The sequence below is a fragment of the Paenibacillus sp. FSL E2-0178 genome, assembly GCF_038593005.1.
Lineage (GTDB): Bacteria > Bacillota > Bacilli > Paenibacillales > Paenibacillaceae > Paenibacillus_AQ > Paenibacillus_AQ phytohabitans.
Genome location: NZ_CP151953.1, coordinates 1,351,860 through 1,366,884, shown reverse-complemented (window position 1 = coordinate 1,366,884; position 15,025 = coordinate 1,351,860). Strand labels below are relative to the sequence as shown.

General features: G+C 39.6%; 19 protein-coding genes. 8 read left to right on the top strand and 11 right to left on the bottom strand.

The window, feature by feature from the left end:
• Positions 1 to 48 precede the first annotated feature (48 nt).
• The 6 genes from MHI42_RS06435 to MHI42_RS06410 all read left to right on the top strand — a co-directional run bounded on the left by MHI42_RS06435 (position 49) and on the right by MHI42_RS06410 (position 2,859).
• Positions 49 to 540, top strand: coding sequence for a hypothetical protein (locus tag MHI42_RS06435; RefSeq protein WP_052769994.1), 492 nt, complete (start codon positions 49 to 51; stop codon positions 538 to 540).
• Positions 541 to 868: 328 nt separating this feature from the next.
• Positions 869 to 1,006 carry a hypothetical protein gene (locus tag MHI42_RS06430; RefSeq protein WP_342423207.1) on the top strand — a complete coding sequence of 46 codons (138 nt, stop codon included), beginning with the start codon at positions 869 to 871 and terminating at the stop codon, positions 1,004 to 1,006.
• A 176-nt stretch (positions 1,007 to 1,182) separates the two neighbouring features.
• The gene (locus MHI42_RS06425; protein WP_042212760.1) at positions 1,183 to 1,809 is read left to right on the top strand and encodes a hypothetical protein; all 627 of its coding nucleotides are present in this window, start codon (positions 1,183 to 1,185) and stop codon (positions 1,807 to 1,809) included.
• Positions 1,802 to 2,338 carry an accessory gene regulator B family protein gene (locus tag MHI42_RS06420; protein ID WP_342423206.1) on the top strand — a complete coding sequence of 179 codons (537 nt, stop codon included), beginning with the start codon at positions 1,802 to 1,804 and terminating at the stop codon, positions 2,336 to 2,338. Before MHI42_RS06425 ends, MHI42_RS06420 begins: the two co-directional genes overlap by 8 nt.
• 13 nt (positions 2,339 to 2,351) lie before the next feature.
• Positions 2,352 to 2,474: a cyclic lactone autoinducer peptide gene (locus MHI42_RS06415; RefSeq protein ID WP_156123117.1), complete on the top strand. Its 123-nt coding sequence runs from the start codon at positions 2,352 to 2,354 to the stop codon at positions 2,472 to 2,474.
• Positions 2,475 to 2,487: 13 nt separating this feature from the next.
• Positions 2,488 to 2,859 carry a LytTR family DNA-binding domain-containing protein gene (locus MHI42_RS06410; RefSeq protein ID WP_342423205.1) on the top strand — a complete coding sequence of 124 codons (372 nt, stop codon included), beginning with the start codon at positions 2,488 to 2,490 and terminating at the stop codon, positions 2,857 to 2,859.
• 32 nt (positions 2,860 to 2,891) lie between these two features.
• Here the strand turns inward: MHI42_RS06410 and MHI42_RS06405 are convergent, their stop codons facing one another.
• Positions 2,892 to 3,488, bottom strand: coding sequence for a YdeI family protein (locus tag MHI42_RS06405; RefSeq protein ID WP_342423204.1), 597 nt, complete (start codon positions 3,486 to 3,488; stop codon positions 2,892 to 2,894).
• 23 nt (positions 3,489 to 3,511) lie between these two features.
• The gene (locus MHI42_RS06400) at positions 3,512 to 3,802 is read right to left on the bottom strand and encodes a hypothetical protein (RefSeq protein WP_342423203.1); all 291 of its coding nucleotides are present in this window, start codon (positions 3,800 to 3,802) and stop codon (positions 3,512 to 3,514) included.
• A gap of 132 nt (positions 3,803 to 3,934) precedes the next feature.
• On the opposite strand from MHI42_RS06400, the gene MHI42_RS06395 reads away from it, so the two are divergent.
• Positions 3,935 to 4,417, top strand: coding sequence for a cupin domain-containing protein (locus tag MHI42_RS06395; protein WP_342423202.1), 483 nt, complete (start codon positions 3,935 to 3,937; stop codon positions 4,415 to 4,417).
• A 73-nt stretch (positions 4,418 to 4,490) separates the two neighbouring features.
• Here MHI42_RS06395 and MHI42_RS06390 read toward each other — a convergent pair whose 3' ends face one another.
• Positions 4,491 to 4,916, bottom strand: a complete 426-nt coding sequence (locus MHI42_RS06390; RefSeq protein WP_076245366.1) for a hypothetical protein — start codon at positions 4,914 to 4,916, stop codon at positions 4,491 to 4,493.
• 194 nt (positions 4,917 to 5,110) lie between these two features.
• On the opposite strand from MHI42_RS06390, the gene MHI42_RS06385 reads away from it, so the two are divergent.
• Positions 5,111 to 6,082 carry a helix-turn-helix transcriptional regulator gene (locus tag MHI42_RS06385; RefSeq protein ID WP_342423201.1) on the top strand — a complete coding sequence of 324 codons (972 nt, stop codon included), beginning with the start codon at positions 5,111 to 5,113 and terminating at the stop codon, positions 6,080 to 6,082.
• Positions 6,083 to 6,605: 523 nt separating this feature from the next.
• Here the strand turns inward: MHI42_RS06385 and MHI42_RS06380 are convergent.
• The 8 genes from MHI42_RS06380 to MHI42_RS06345 all read right to left on the bottom strand — a co-directional run bounded on the left by MHI42_RS06380 (position 6,606) and on the right by MHI42_RS06345 (position 14,997).
• Positions 6,606 to 6,800, bottom strand: coding sequence for a DUF6199 family natural product biosynthesis protein (locus tag MHI42_RS06380; protein WP_076245371.1), 195 nt, complete (start codon positions 6,798 to 6,800; stop codon positions 6,606 to 6,608).
• A gap of 41 nt (positions 6,801 to 6,841) precedes the next feature.
• Positions 6,842 to 7,006 carry a hypothetical protein gene (locus MHI42_RS06375; RefSeq protein ID WP_179093550.1) on the bottom strand — a complete coding sequence of 55 codons (165 nt, stop codon included), beginning with the start codon at positions 7,004 to 7,006 and terminating at the stop codon, positions 6,842 to 6,844.
• Positions 7,007 to 7,236: 230 nt separating this feature from the next.
• Positions 7,237 to 7,467 (bottom strand): YuzF family protein, encoded by a 231-nt coding sequence (locus MHI42_RS06370; RefSeq protein WP_342424689.1) that lies wholly within the window; start codon positions 7,465 to 7,467, stop codon positions 7,237 to 7,239.
• 458 nt (positions 7,468 to 7,925) lie between these two features.
• Positions 7,926 to 8,234, bottom strand: a complete 309-nt coding sequence (locus MHI42_RS06365) for a hypothetical protein (RefSeq protein ID WP_342423200.1) — start codon at positions 8,232 to 8,234, stop codon at positions 7,926 to 7,928.
• Between the two features lie 745 nt (positions 8,235 to 8,979).
• On the bottom strand, positions 8,980 to 9,447 hold the full coding sequence (locus MHI42_RS06360; protein ID WP_342423199.1) for a phage holin family protein: 468 nt from the start codon (positions 9,445 to 9,447) through the stop codon (positions 8,980 to 8,982).
• A 66-nt stretch (positions 9,448 to 9,513) separates the two neighbouring features.
• Positions 9,514 to 11,442 carry a DNRLRE domain-containing protein gene (locus MHI42_RS06355; RefSeq protein WP_342423198.1) on the bottom strand — a complete coding sequence of 643 codons (1,929 nt, stop codon included), beginning with the start codon at positions 11,440 to 11,442 and terminating at the stop codon, positions 9,514 to 9,516.
• A 37-nt stretch (positions 11,443 to 11,479) separates the two neighbouring features.
• Positions 11,480 to 13,549 (bottom strand): discoidin domain-containing protein, encoded by a 2,070-nt coding sequence (locus tag MHI42_RS06350; RefSeq protein WP_342423197.1) that lies wholly within the window; start codon positions 13,547 to 13,549, stop codon positions 11,480 to 11,482.
• A gap of 62 nt (positions 13,550 to 13,611) precedes the next feature.
• Entirely contained in the window at positions 13,612 to 14,997 is a 1,386-nt protein-coding gene (locus tag MHI42_RS06345) for a LamG domain-containing protein (RefSeq protein WP_342423196.1), read from the bottom strand.
• Positions 14,998 to 15,025 lie beyond the last annotated feature (28 nt).

Sequence of the window (15,025 nt, the reverse complement as noted above, 5' to 3'; positions counted from 1 at the left end):
CATATCTTACTGGCAATGTTAGGCCTAGAACGCTTAAGGAGTGAAGCTGTGTATACCAAAAAACTAATCTTGACCTTATCGATGATGTTATCCATGTTGGCAGTGAATGCCTGCAGTAATCAGCCGGATGTGCCTGCAACTGATTCTATGCAGACCTCTGCACCGTCCGCCGGGAACAATGGAGTTACGGCTCAGCCGGATGCTTCTGCTGCTTCCCAAGAGCTGCCGGAGAATCTGCCGGAGGATTTCCCGCTGCCGGAGGATGTTCAAATCAAGCTATCCCATTCTGAAGAGAACGAAGGCAAAAAGACAGCTCTTCTGATCTTCACCACAACGCAAAGCATGGATACAGTATCGAAGCTCTATCAGGATTATTTCTCTTCAAGACTCGGAAGCGATTCTGCGCAGACCCTTGATGACAAGAACCTGATTATCCAGGGTACCACCAAAGACAATAAGCAGAGCTGGTCGATCATCGGCGGTTCTTTGGCTTCCCAGGAAGGTACTGTAGAGCTAAATGTAACATGGGCGGAATTATAAATTAACAATCCTGTTTAGCGATGAACATCCGTTGGTGTATGGTCAGGAGAGACCGGCGGATGTTCTGTTTGTATTAGTGTATTTTACCATACATTCCCCCGATATTAATCCCGCGTGGACCAGAGAAAGGCAGCAATAAGCCTGGATTCCCTTCACTTGTTACGCTTATCCCTAAGAGAAGCTGCAAAATAAAAGAGCCTGGCCATTAGCCAGACCCCTGAAATCCGGTCAATTACGCTGGAGTAACAAATATCCGCTGATGCTTGAGGTTTTTTTGCGGAACACGATTCTGAAACCGATGTCGTTGTCCTGAAGACAGGCTAAGGCCGTGCTAAGCAATCCGTTGGTTCTTAAGCTGGGCAAGCAGGGTTCGGCATTTCCGATAACCCGGCTGGCGGTAATTCTGCGTGCAGATCCGGGCACTAACGGGTTCCGGCTCCAATTGATTAACACCAAATCCGGCTGACGAGTCGCCATGCTAATCTACCCCTTTCTATTAAGGTTCTTTATATAGAATGCAGGGGAGAGAGTTTTGTGCTGGACAAAAGTACCGCCTCGCAGGAAATAAATAGTATACGCTATACCGGGTACAGTTATATAATTAATCTTGTGAATTATAATTATGTCAGGCGGTGTTGTGTTTTGTCGTGGGAACCTGTGGGGTTCATGTTTTTCTCAGGTATAGAGGCATTTTCTTTATATTTTTTAATCATGTGTTTGTTCAGATTTAGATTTCAGGAGCATGTATGGCAGGCTTTATCGTTAACCCTATTGATAAATCTTCAAAGCTATGTACTTCGCAATGATTTTACCTTAGGAAATATTATGCCTTTGGTTACAATAGGTTTCTTCGTTCTTTTCTTTGCTGTTTTTGTGAGAATGTCGTTGATCCTTTCATTATTGTCAACCATATCGGGTTATGTCATATTTGGTGTAGTGCAGACTGGGATTGCAATTCTTCTCTTTGGATCTATCGATGCTGCCAAGTCAGGTATAAGTAATGGGTACATACTGCAATCCGTAAGCGGGGTACTGATTATATCAGGGGCATGGTTAGTTTATCGCTTAGGTTATGGATTTAGTTTCGATTTGAATAAGCTTAAGTTTAAGTTTGAAGATATTTCGGTTATCCTGTTGATCATGCTTTTTCTGATCTCCATTTCATCAGTTCTATATTATAACGAGACTTACATTAATATTATTTACTTCGCGGTTACATCAGCTTACCTACTGTACTACGCCATCCGAAAGGATCAAAAAAGTGATTGAAAAACTATCTGCCCGCACAGCAAAAGCTATAAAAGAAGCGGTTCCGCATCATCCAACAAGTGAAGCAGTACTTAAATATGCGCTGGAAGGTATTTATAACGCTGTATTTATAATCGGCTTGACATTACTTCTCTCAATGATTACCGGTAATACCAAAGAAACGTTTATTATACTAGTAACCTTTGCGTTATTAAGGCAAACAAGTGGAGGAAAGCATCTTCAATCTGGCGTTCTATGCGTAGTAGTTACTACTTCGCTATTTACAGGAATGTCTTTTGTTAAGCCAGATGTACAAATGACGCAAATGCTAAACCTAATCAGTATTCTTCTTGTAGCCATGTACGCACCATCCAATATTGAGCATCAAAGTAGGATTCCTAAAAAGTATTACCCACTGTTAAAGCTAATAGCAGCTGTAATGATTGCGGCCAACTTCATTATTATATCTCCAACAGTATCGGTCAGTTTCTTTGTACAAGCGCTTACTCTGATTAAAACTCCACGAAGGGAGGTGAAATCCATTGACTAAAATTCTACAGAAGATGAATAAGAGCATCGTTTACGGATTGGCATCTTGTCTGTCGGTAGTAGCCTTGACGTTTGTCAGTACTGCAAGTATTCTGTATATTCATCAACCGAAAACTCCTTCAGAGTTATTGAAATAAGGAGCGGACAATTATGATTACATTATCAGTGACAAAAGATGTGAATGGCCAATCCGGTGTGGTTTCTCTGCCGATTGATGAAATCTTGTATATGCAGCACAGCAGCGGTTTGCGAAAAGTCGTTGTATACACAGAAGATGGAACCTATTATACGACAGGTCCCCTTAGCTATTGGTGTACAGCACTGAATAATAGCGGGTTCGAATTTTCGGTGGGAGACCGTACAGCGGCCATTAATGTGAGGAAGATCGTACGGATGAATGACTTTTTCAAAACAGCGTACTTTAATCTGACCAGCAAAAACGGCTGTATGCTGTCAAAAATAGGCTATGAGGATTTAAAGAAACAATTGGGAAGTGCAATTGAAAACATAGTATTTAACTAGCCACCCATTGGGTGGTTTTTTTAAGTATCAACCTAATCATCACTCAATCCCTTACCGTTCAAAATATGCGGCGTATACTTCTCAACCCGTGCTGTACGGGTTTTGGATTGTTTGGGGTCTGTGAAATAAGTGATATATTGTCTTTTTCGTCCGGGGGTTAGGGCTTCAAAGGCTGCTTGCAAATCCGGATTCTCATCGAGCTTTGTTTGAAACTCTTCAGGAATCTCATACTCCGTATCCTTCTTATAATCCACTTCCAGACCAGCGGTTTCAACCTCAATGGCATTATAGATATAGTCTTTAATAGTAGCTTCCCTATCGGCTATTTCTTGAACCGTAGTGAACCGGATCTGGCGCCCGGCCTGCACATTCTTGGTTTGCTGAATCAGAATGCCCTGGGGATCAGGCAGCAATGAGCCTTTGACGAACATAATCGCACAATATTCTTTGAATCCGTGGATTAGAGCGATATTCCCGCCTTGAAACGTATAACAAGGAACCCCCCACTTCAATTCCTCTGTCAGCTGACATCCAAGCAGGATCGTCCGGAGTTTCCCGTATTCTTCCTTCCATTGACTTGCTTTATTAAAGAAAAAATCCACTTTAGGATTCATTTCACTACCTGTCATTCAGGAACACCTCTCCTTATGATTTATATATTGTGATGGCTATCCTCACTGGCAACCTTACGCTCGAAGTCTGTGATGAAGTAACGGCCGGATTGAGTTAGCCTGCTGCCGGTAACAACGGCCATTTTTATGCGATTTAGTAAACCGCCCCGTTTAAAAGTAATATTAGTAGCCCAGTCTGCTTTATGTATCTCTTCCAGGGCAGCGTAGAAAGCTTTCTTACTAGTGCCTATTTCCCGGAATTCAGGCTCTTCTTCCTGCTCGATGTATTTTAAAATGAGATAGATGATGGCTTCATTTCTTTTGATGTTCATTAGATAGGTCCTCTCGGAGTAAGGAGTTTGTAGCAGGTGTCTGGTATAATATAACAAATATGAATAAATGCTATTCATACTACTGGCGGCGATTGGTATAACAATATCATTTTCGACTAGGAGGGTACAAGGATGGCTACTATTTTCAATGACAAGAACGTTTCGTTTGAACAAAGACAATCCCCGGTTCCTGAGTTTGCTTGGCATACAAGCAGGAAGCTGGCGGCGATGGCAGGGGCGAAGCAATTGCTTTTTGAGATCAGGTCGCTTGATCCAGGGAAGTATTCGTATCCATATCATTTCCATAGAAGTGTTGAAGAGGTATTTGTAATTATTTCAGGCCGGGCTACGCTCAGAACGCCAGCAGGGTTTCAGGAAGTGCAGGAAGGTGATACGGTGTTTTTTGAAACGGGGCCGGAAGGGGCACATCAATTATTTAATCATACCGCAGAGCCTTGCAGGTACTTGGATTTACGTACGAACCTGGGGATCGATATTTGCGAATATCCGGATTCCGGAAAGATCAACATTCTGCCGTACGAGGAAATCTATATGGCGGAAGAGCGGGTGGACTACTATGAAGGCGAGGACAATGTTGCGGAGAAATGGAAGTGAGCTGGCGTGCAGTCCGGGAGCAGGGTTAAAAGCCCTGCCGCCAGTAATGGTCCGCAGGGCTTTTTTTAATTTTTTAAATTACGCCTTCTCCTCCAATAGCGGTTGCTGTGAATGCTATAGGCCCAAAAAGATTTATAGGCAAGATACTATCATTTTGGATGATCAATTCATAGTTGTGGATTCCAAGATAAGGACCATCCACCCACAGAACATTTAATTGGATATCAGTGTTTGTAGTAAAACGAAAAAAGGAACTATAAATATCGACCCCGGCACGCCGGATGATAACTAAAAATTGACTATTAGCAAGTGCAGTAAGACTAAAGCTGCCTTTTAACTCGACTCTACTGGAGAAAGAGGCAGGATTAGCAGGACTAATATTTACTTGCGCTGTGGCTAGTGCCGCGCCTGCTCCAGGAATCCCCGCAACCGTTACAGCAGAATTGAACGGGTCTAACGGGATTTTTGCCTCTGAACCATAACTAATAATTGTCGCCATTTATCATCACTCCATTTCATCGGTATACGTTAATATATTGTAAATCCGCAAGTATATATTGGACGTAGTTCCTGATGATTATATACATTTAACTTAAAAAGAGAGAAATGAAATAACAGCAAGTAAAATCAAGTAAGGATCTTCCATTATCTTTAAAATAAATGTAGGGTGATTGAAACGGGGTGAAATGACGAATGTACGAGTGGCAGAAACAAATTCAAATCATCGTTGATGAAATAGACATATGTATTAAAAATTATAATGATGAAGCCTTGACACTACGCAATCTTTCCCGCAGGCTGGGTTATTCCGAATTTCATACTACGAGAAAATTCAAGGAAATATCGGGTATGCAATTTAGGGATTATCTGCGGCATAGAAAATTAGCCTTTGCGCTTAAAGAAGTTCGGGATAGTGAAAAAAGCCTTTTAGATATTGCCTTTAATTATGGCTTTTCATCACATGAAGCGTTTACCAGAGCCTTTAAGGGAACCTATGCTGTAACCCCAAGTAATTTCCGGAAAAATCCTAAGCCAGTCGTTCTTCGTACAAAATTAAACCCGTTTGACCGCTACTTTTTTGGATTGGGAGAGATTGGGATGATGAAATCTACAGATGATGTAAAAATTTATTTTGTAACCATTCCCGCTCACAAATTTTTGCACATTAAAAACTATGAGAGTAATGGGTACTGGGATTTTTGGCAAAAGCAAAATCTTATCCAGGGACAGGATTACGAAACCGTCTGCGGCTTACTCGATAGTATCAAGGGCAAATTGGATGACGATGGCGGGAGTGAAGCTAATGGGGGCAGCGGTCAGATTATGGCGTATATGAATGACCCGGACGGCAGACTGTGCGATTGGGGGATTCCGCGTACAGAGTGTTATGGTGCACGGCTTCCTTTGGATTATAAAGGCGAAGTACCACCACAAATGCTTATGGCTGATGTTCCGGAAGATAAATATATTGTATTTGAACATGGGCCATTCGATTATGAGCAGGAGAATCGTAGTGTGGAGGAAAAGATTGAACGGGTAATGGCAACTTTTGATTTTGCAGGCACGGGTTACTCATTTGATACTTCCCCCGGTAGAATGATTTACTTTTATTTTAATCCGGAACGGCATTTTAAGTACATCAGGCCCGTGCGGAGCCACCTTTAAAGAACACGCTCCCGCGGCTGGCAATATGCGCGTTTTGATTTATATGAAATAAAATAATTTCAGAAATTTAAAGGTCTCTGCTTTTAAAAGGGTGGCCTTTTTCTATGTCCTGGGATGTGGTTACGATAGGCGATCAGAGCGATTTACCCTAAGTGTGGATGGAACTTAAAAGGCATGAAGAATGACCGTTTCTGCACTTTGAACGGTGTTATCAACGTCTGCTGTTACGTAACAACCTCCAATAGTTTTGAGATAAGTTATGCAATTGCTCAAATCAATTCATCCGCGTGGTAGCATTCATTATATAGATCAATAGGGGCTGTTATAGCCCCTATTGATTACTTCCGTTTCTTACGGCCAATTAAGCCGCCAACTATCCCAAAGATCAAAATACCAACAAAGGCAAATACAATCCAAAAAGCTATACGCACAACAATCACTCCTTTGAATAAACAATACGATAATAGGTGGATTTTCGCAATGAAGGAGGCAGGAGCTATTGCCTTTTCTAGTCCATTTAAATCTACAGCATCGGAAAAAAGAATATGAAAAAGAGAAGAAGCATAATAATACTGCTTACTCTACTGATTACGAGATAAGCCTTACTTGGTTCGGAGTCGCCCTTTACCATCCAACCATAACGCGTGTACCAGCCCAATGACGGAAAGAAAATATTGATCAGTGAAAGTGCTATGAAAAGAATAGCGAAGCCCACCATCTTCACCAACTCCTTTATCAAATTTAGGCATGAGCGGAACCTCACTTATCTTTAGGGGGCTTTGGTTTCTCTGCCTCATACATGGAGACTCCAAATATAAGTCCTAACCCGCCACCAATGGCGATGTTATCAAAAACAATGGAGAATGCAATGCCAAAACTGATGCCTATAAAAAGCGCAGAGAGCAATCTTCTATTATATTTCAAAACGCAGCATCCTTTTCAATAATTTAACATTTGTACGCGGATCAGAGATTTTAGTTTCGAGGGGGCATAGCCCCAGGGAGGGAACAGACGTGAAGCACATAGTTCATCCTCTCTGCACCATCCGGATCAACCCAGGCGGACGAGAAGACACCGGCAGTAAGCTTCTCGGGGCTCAGGTGGAAAAGGCATAAAAAAAGAGCTGCTTTCGCAACTCTCTCATGAACTGCCATTTACTCTGGCATGATCCAAACGATCTCACAGATGCGTACAAAGAATTTTCTGCCTCTGGTATCCAATACAACGTGGTCTGGCTTTACATCCATCAAACAGCCGCTAATCCCGCCGCGAGTGGTTTCAAGTACCAACTGCTTACCTTTTACAGACATTAAGGTTTCAACGACATAGGGATCAATTGGATAGACCATGATGGCTTGCGGCATCTGTTGATGCATTGGATACATTTGATTATTCAGCACTTTGTTACCTCCCAAATGGTTATACCTCATGCTATGCAAACGCCTAATTAAAGAGCTAGGCGAGAGCCCATTTAAGATAGGTACTAAGCGATATGACACAAATACGTAAAAATAATAATTCAACGGAGGGAATGGTCTCGGACAATGTAGATTCTAATTGTATCGTAATCAGATCTATCACTCTGGAGTTGGGAAGGAGCACAACCATGAGCGAAGCAGGAAAAGTTTCCTTACCCACACCGGTTGAACATTTTACAGCAGGTTACTAAGGAGCTGTTGGCTGCTCTAGATTGAGCAAAATCATCGTCAATTATGTCACGAAAAGAGCATATTGTACATTCTGTCACTAGAAACTTCCGCAGATCGCAACCATGTCATTATTCCTCAATTTAACATTATGCATCAGATAACAAAGAAGATAGAGCAAAAAAGCCCCCAATGGATTAATCTCCAAAAGGGGGCTTAGTTTTAGTATTGCTTCTATCAACAATCTCAATTCCTTGTTCAATAATAATCTCGATTATTTTTACTTCTTGAATGCTCAGTTTTACTCCAAAATTCTCGCAAATGCTCTGGATCAGATTCAATGAAAGTGCCATTTTATCAGCTTTTGACATTGTGCCATTAGCATATGTATTCACATAGTCAATCACTTCGTCAGCAACATTCAAAACAAAGTTAACTTCATTTTTATACTTGTCTGCAATGGGTAGAATATCAATAACAAGCCTTTCAATATTGCTAAGACTCATGATCTGATCAAACTGTTTACTGGTTAGCAATCCTTTACGTTGAATCCAGGGAATAATAAAAAAGCCTGCTACAATGAGATTATTCTTCAGACGAAGCCATTAAGAGCATAGCTGTACATAATAAAGTGTTCACTATCCTTGAGAACGAAAGCGATGTTGATGCAGGTGTTATTGCTGCGAAAATCCATAGCAATTATCAGAATGAAATGTCTCATGATTACTTGATTGAGTGGTTAACCTTATTCCGAGAGGTTAGAGATACTTTTGCCAAACATATGAAAATACCCGAACTCAAAAATCGTGAACATGAATTCTGTTCAAAATGCAATTATCCTAAATACATTGATGAAGATTGTAGATTCGGCAGACTTTGCATCATCTAGTTTAGATATCTGTTGATAGGTCAGATCATACTTAGTAGCGAGATGTTAAAGTAGTCCCAAAAAGCACCCTCATTGTTCGTTCTATATCCATTGTCAACAGCATACTTAGCTGCTTCCATGGGTAGAAGAATAGTGTCGGTTAAGGTGCTAATTACCATTGCTAAACTGGTTGGTCCACAAGCCGAAGTCGCTATCGTTTAAGATTTATCATTTCGAATAGAATACTTGGTATTTTTCCAACGAGGATCTTTCAGACTGTAATATACGATTTCCTTCATTTTTTTAATATTCTCCTTTCAAATACTCCATGCTATAATCCAAGTGAGACGAGATTTTTGGGGATACTCTAGCCGGGTAGAACATTAATCCTCTTCTTTTTGCTGTTCTGTTTTGTCTTCTTGATTTGCTGTAGCCCGTTCCTGAAATATAGTGAACACCTTAGTGAATACTGGAGGGATTTTCAAATCCAATCTTCCGTAATTCTCAATAATTGAAACCCCTTCATTAGCCAACCAAAAGAAGATTGTTCCGTTCATAACAATTGTCATCCCTAGTGTTAAATCAATTCTGTGACCCAAAAACACCATAAGTAACATCATGCCTTTTTTTATCAAACCCCAGAATCCAACGCTACTTCTTAATCCTTTGCCGGATTTAATACTAGCTACACAGCCTGAGATATAATCAATTACAAACATCAACAATAAAATTTCCAACAAGCCACTCCAACCTCCAAATGCGTAAGATACTATTGTTCCAATAATGCCTGAAGCTGCATAGAGGAAGGTGTAGTCTCTATTGGCTAATAGTTTTAAATTTAAATCATTCACTTTACACTCTCCGAAATCAAAATAAAAAAGAGGGTGATAAAACCCCTCTTTCATCAACTCTTCTTATTAAAATAGTATTACAAAATTACGATTTCCTTGCCCTCGAACACTTATATAACTGTTCAAGTCTGCCACATTTCTTTTCTTAATCAATATTTCAGCAATAAGTTCATTTTCTCCGACTACTCTTGGAGAAAGATACCCAAATAACTCTGGACGATTAACACTTATCTCGCTATCGATTTGATTGACAGCTTTGACCATTAAATAACCGGAAATTTCATTGATTTTCTTTACATCGATTAATCCATCCAGATATTCTTTATCCTTTACGTACATTTCACCGTCTACCTCAGAGGTATACGTAACCGTTAGAACTGCACTTAAATCTGGATGTGAATACCCAAATGTTGAAGGTAGGTCTTCATAATAAGGAACCTCAATGGAACTATCTAGATACTCATTGCCAATTGCCCTAATGGTTATCGTTCCCTTTAAGTCAGGATGAGAATATCCAAGGGTAGAGTCTACGTCAAACTTATCGGGAACCTGGATTATACCATCCATGTCGATTTGATCTATGGCCCTTACAGTCAATAATCCCGCCATATCTCTTATCGATATGCTGAGTGTTGAATCCATAAATGATTCATACTCGGTTCGTACCGTCAACTCAGAATCCAGATAATTATTGGCTCTGGTGTGATCGGATACGGTCAGTGTTGAAGCTAAATCAGGTTTAGAGATTGCGAATAGAAAATTTATATCTTCCGTCATAGGTTTTGCAATAGTGATCAAACTTGCCAATGATATTTTAGGATCAATAGTTAATGAGGAGTCTATATCTGGTTTACTTGAACTAACATTTGACTCAACTTCCGTCATACTATGTACAGCTACAGTCAGTGTGGCATCGATTTCTGTATATTCACGTTTCTGGATCGTTAAAAATGAAAAGAGTTCTGGTTTTGAGATTGGTATCTTAGATGGAATGTCACTGTACAAGTAATCTGCTTGTCTATGTACATATAGATATGATTCTAAATTATATATTCCCACATCACTATCAACTGTCAACACACCAGAAATGTCATAGTTTTTTTTACCATAAACGAAGATACTTGATTCCATCTCAGAACGACCAATACTATAAACTTGGGAGGTTACATATTTGATGATTAATTGTGGTGATCGGTCAGATTCCCTGGTGAGGAATGTCAATCTGTTGTCGTCCGTAGTTGAGAGGATCAAACCATAGTTCTCCAACGTCCCTGATTGCCAACGTAACGCCGTTTCCATAATATCAAACTCAACATATCGATCAATGGTATTGATGGTGTATGAGTCATGCAGTAACTCTACAGAGTGTGGCTTATTAGCATCGGTGATTCCCAGTTCACGCCAGATCGTATTGGGTTGATGCAATGCAAGGTCGCTGTCTAAGGGGAAACTGGCATAATACAGTCTCAACTTTGCACTTTCAATGAATTTCAAATCAGGAATTGAATTTTGAAAATCTGCAAATTGCACAAAGGCACCAAATTCTTCGTCTGGGCTTTTTCCGGTTAACATACTACGTGTATCACCGTAGTTTATGGTTCTTAAATCATCTCTGCTTCGTGTGGTTGCGTCAGCTACAGGGGAGAGAGTAACTTCTACTCTCGGAGCCTCGAATAATTCAAATCCACCGAACATTTGATTATGGGGTCTAACCTCTATGTATGATTCCAAGAAATTCACAGCTATGGCTTCGATGCCACCTTGAATCTCTGTGTTCCCACGATACATCACATCTATCGAAGCATCGATGTCATGATGCTTTTCAACCTTAATCCCAATGACTGATCTTAAGTCATCACCATTGTGTTGTTTAATGACAAGATTGGCTTCGATGTCCTCATCGTTAGTACGGTATAAAACAAAACTGCCATCCATTTTATTGGATAGTCTATTTTTTATAGTGATAACACTACTAATATCATTTACTTCATCCACTTACACACTTCCTCTATCTCATTGTATTGAGATCTTGTTAAACTGGATCTGCTTTTGCTCTAATTTCAAACTGTCCATTGGCTGCTGTTGGTGCGGTTGCCTGGGTAACGATTCGAACATAAAATTCAAATTCTTCATCTGCATCAAAAAACATATTAAAAAGGAGTGGGTCTTCGGCGGAAAAAGGAAAGTTTGAACGTGATAATTCAATGGAAACGCCTGGAGGGAGTTTTTCCTTCACGATTTCTAAGAGGAGATTCTGCACTTTAACCCCTAACTGATTCTTAACGATAACTTTTTGTTCTAGGGTAGTCTGTCCTGCAAAGAGGGTTCCAAACTCTAACCGTTTTAAGATCTCTCCAAAGGAATTGGAGTAGAATTTCCCTGATTCGTCCTTAAACATAATACCTGAGTATGTCCCAACGAATGTCGTCTGCCAGGAATCGACTTGACCCCAATAATCTTTAAATTCGACCTTGAGCACATTTTCTTGCCCAAAGAGTACATCTTTTTCAGATAAATTAAGTTGGATGTTTTGTGGGGAGGGCAATAGGGGAGAGAATTCACCGAAATTTGGATAATAGTAATTCCCATTCAGTATGACTCTGTATTGTACTCTGCCTGTATCGGCATCATTTAATTGTCCAACCAATTTATTTCCCTGGAGTTGAAGTTGAATCGTTGCTGTCGTATTCAGTAGATAAAAAGCCACATCGTTAAACTGTACATCTTGAGTAGGAGCATTTGAAATCATCTTTAAATAATCCAATTGAGCCACTTCTCCGCTACGATGAATACTGTTGTCAAGGTAATAACCGATTCTTTTCAATCCAACCAAAGCACTTTCAGGAATCGAATTAATCGTATCTAGTGTCATGCCATTCTTTTTGATATTACTTTTATTCAATATATCAATGATTCTCCACTTTCCAAACTTATACACTTTCCATGTAGCTCCAGAGTCGAACGAAACAATGAACTTCATTGTACCTTCAGTCGTTTGGCTAATTTTACTTGCAACAAGTGATTTGATTGATCCATACGATACGATGTCAGCTGGACTAGCAATCAACTGTTCAAACGGTAAAGCTTCATAAGTTAACGTAGGTTCGCTGCCTACTCCAATATCCTGATTATCTGTCCAAGTTACCACTTCAAAATCTCCATTAATATCATCCAGTGGAGTATAGTTAGCTGTCACGGTTAAGTTTGCAGATGTTTTAGTTACATCATCCGTATAATATAAAACATCAACGGTATCACCTAGCTCATCATATAAACTAAATGGCTCAGTCTCCATTGTAATTACTGATTCCGTTTGAGTGGGGTTATCTGTATATTCAATGACCTTTATGGCTTTATTTTCCCATTCTTCTGCAAGTGTAAATGGTGTAGTTTCAATAGAAAATTGTGACTCTGTTTTGGCTGAATCATCGGTGTAATAACATAATTCAACATTTCCAGTGAGTTGAGACCATGCGGTCTCAGGTATTACCGACAATTCGCTGGCTGTATTGCCATTTAAATAATCTGTTTCCGTTGGAGTAAGTGTTGTTACAATTTGCCAAGCTGAACCAACATACTTCTTGTATGCGTTATTATTAAGTATTAAAACGCGATTAGCAAACGATACTTCCATTAACTCCATTTCCGTAAACCCAATGAAATTTGGACTTCCCTGATTTGCAGTTAAATTAATTCTATAATAACGAAACGATGTACCGTTTGAAAATGTGTAAATACGTTTAGTTTTTGCAGACCATGATGGCTCATTTATTCTGGTATCTAAAACAGTCCAAGCAGAACCATCATTTGAACCTTCGAAGGTCCAACTTTTAGGCATTGCTACATCTACACCACCCTCACTTCCAAGATACAACGTATATCTTCCTAAAACCTTCGCGACACCCAAGTCGATTTTAAGCCACCCCGTAGTTGTACCTACAGGAGTCAGCCATGTTGTAAAGGTTCCAGACATTCCTCTATCAAAAGCCCTCCAAGCGGGATAATTTGTAGCATCGTATTGCGATGATGCAGATATCACAAATGGAGATGGGACATTAGCTGCGGTCATCTGTGGAACTATATTTGCACTATATATTGGCATAAAATAATCCACTCCTATCTATTTTTTCATCTCAATAAAACAATCATTCTATTCAGATACATTTATGTGATTGACACGTTTTTAATCGGTACTTTTGAGGTATCTATTGATTGTTTAAATACTTTCCCTGATCCAAGAACAGTAGGGCTATCGTCAATAAAAACCCTTTCACTTATGCTCTCGCTCAAAGCAATTTCAGACCCATAGTCAATTCCATATTTCAAAAAATGACTCTCCGTAAGAGTAGAAACTTGAAGCAATTCTTTCTTATCAGCACCAAATATCTCCATTTCCATCACTCCTACATTGCTAGTTCCCAGATATGAAGTGATAATATTTAGTCGATAAAATTTATAAATATTTTTATTGCTGAATCTGTAGTTAATTACATCATAATTAAGATTAGGATGTGTTCCCGAGATTATATTTGTATAGTTCACATCGTCATTAGAGCCATAAAAAATGAAATCTTTTAATGAGGCCGATCCAGATGACACCAGAAATGCCATTAAAGAAATCCCATTAGTACGAATTGGTGCAGCAAATTCAAATTTTAGCCAATGCCCTCCAACCGGTGGTGCCGAATTTGTATACCATTGTGAGCGAGAAGCAACCGCGCCTCGATCAAATGCCTTCCATGGTTGATCATCACCATAAAAAATGCTGGAGGTAAGTTTAACAGAGTCTGATGTATTTGAAGCCATATGTGGCATAATATTGGTCGTTGATCTGATAGTTTTAAATGAGAAGAATTCATTATCCACCGACAATAAAAAAGAGTCGTGAAAGTCTCCTTCGCCTTCAACCCATGTTGTATTTACAAGAGTACCAACATTCCCATAAGTTGTAGTATCTGAGATGGTAAGGCCTCCGCCCTCATCCATTCTATAGTGAAGAATCAAACCATTCTCTTTTCCAGTCAAATAACTTCTCATGCTACTTTGTATTTCCAACTGTGTTTTCGCAACATTCCAAATTCTAAAATCGTCAATAGCACCATAGAAATAAGACAGCTCATTATAATACCAGTTACCAATAATCAGTGTTGCAAGGGATTGTGTAGCTCCTGTATAAGTTATGACTGTCGTTTGTTGCAGTACGCCATCCAAATACAATGTAATTTTCAAGCCATCACTAACCCCAGCCACATGATACCATTTATTCACATCTAGAGGACGAGTTGAGTATGCAGCAATGGTTGTTACTCCTTGTTTTGAAGCACCGAAAGTTAAAACGCCAGTCGCACTTATATCTATACCAATCACAAATTCATTAGTAGTATTTTTTTGTTTATTAAATACTGTCATTGTTGATCCGATTTTACTGATCTTTATCCAACATTCCAATGTAAATGCACTGGTTTGATTAAAATTCAGGACTGCATTTGTAGGCATGGTTACTTTGCTATTCCCGCTGAAATTAAGTGCATATGGATTACTTGTTGCCATTAAATCCTCTCCTTTGTATTTAAATAAA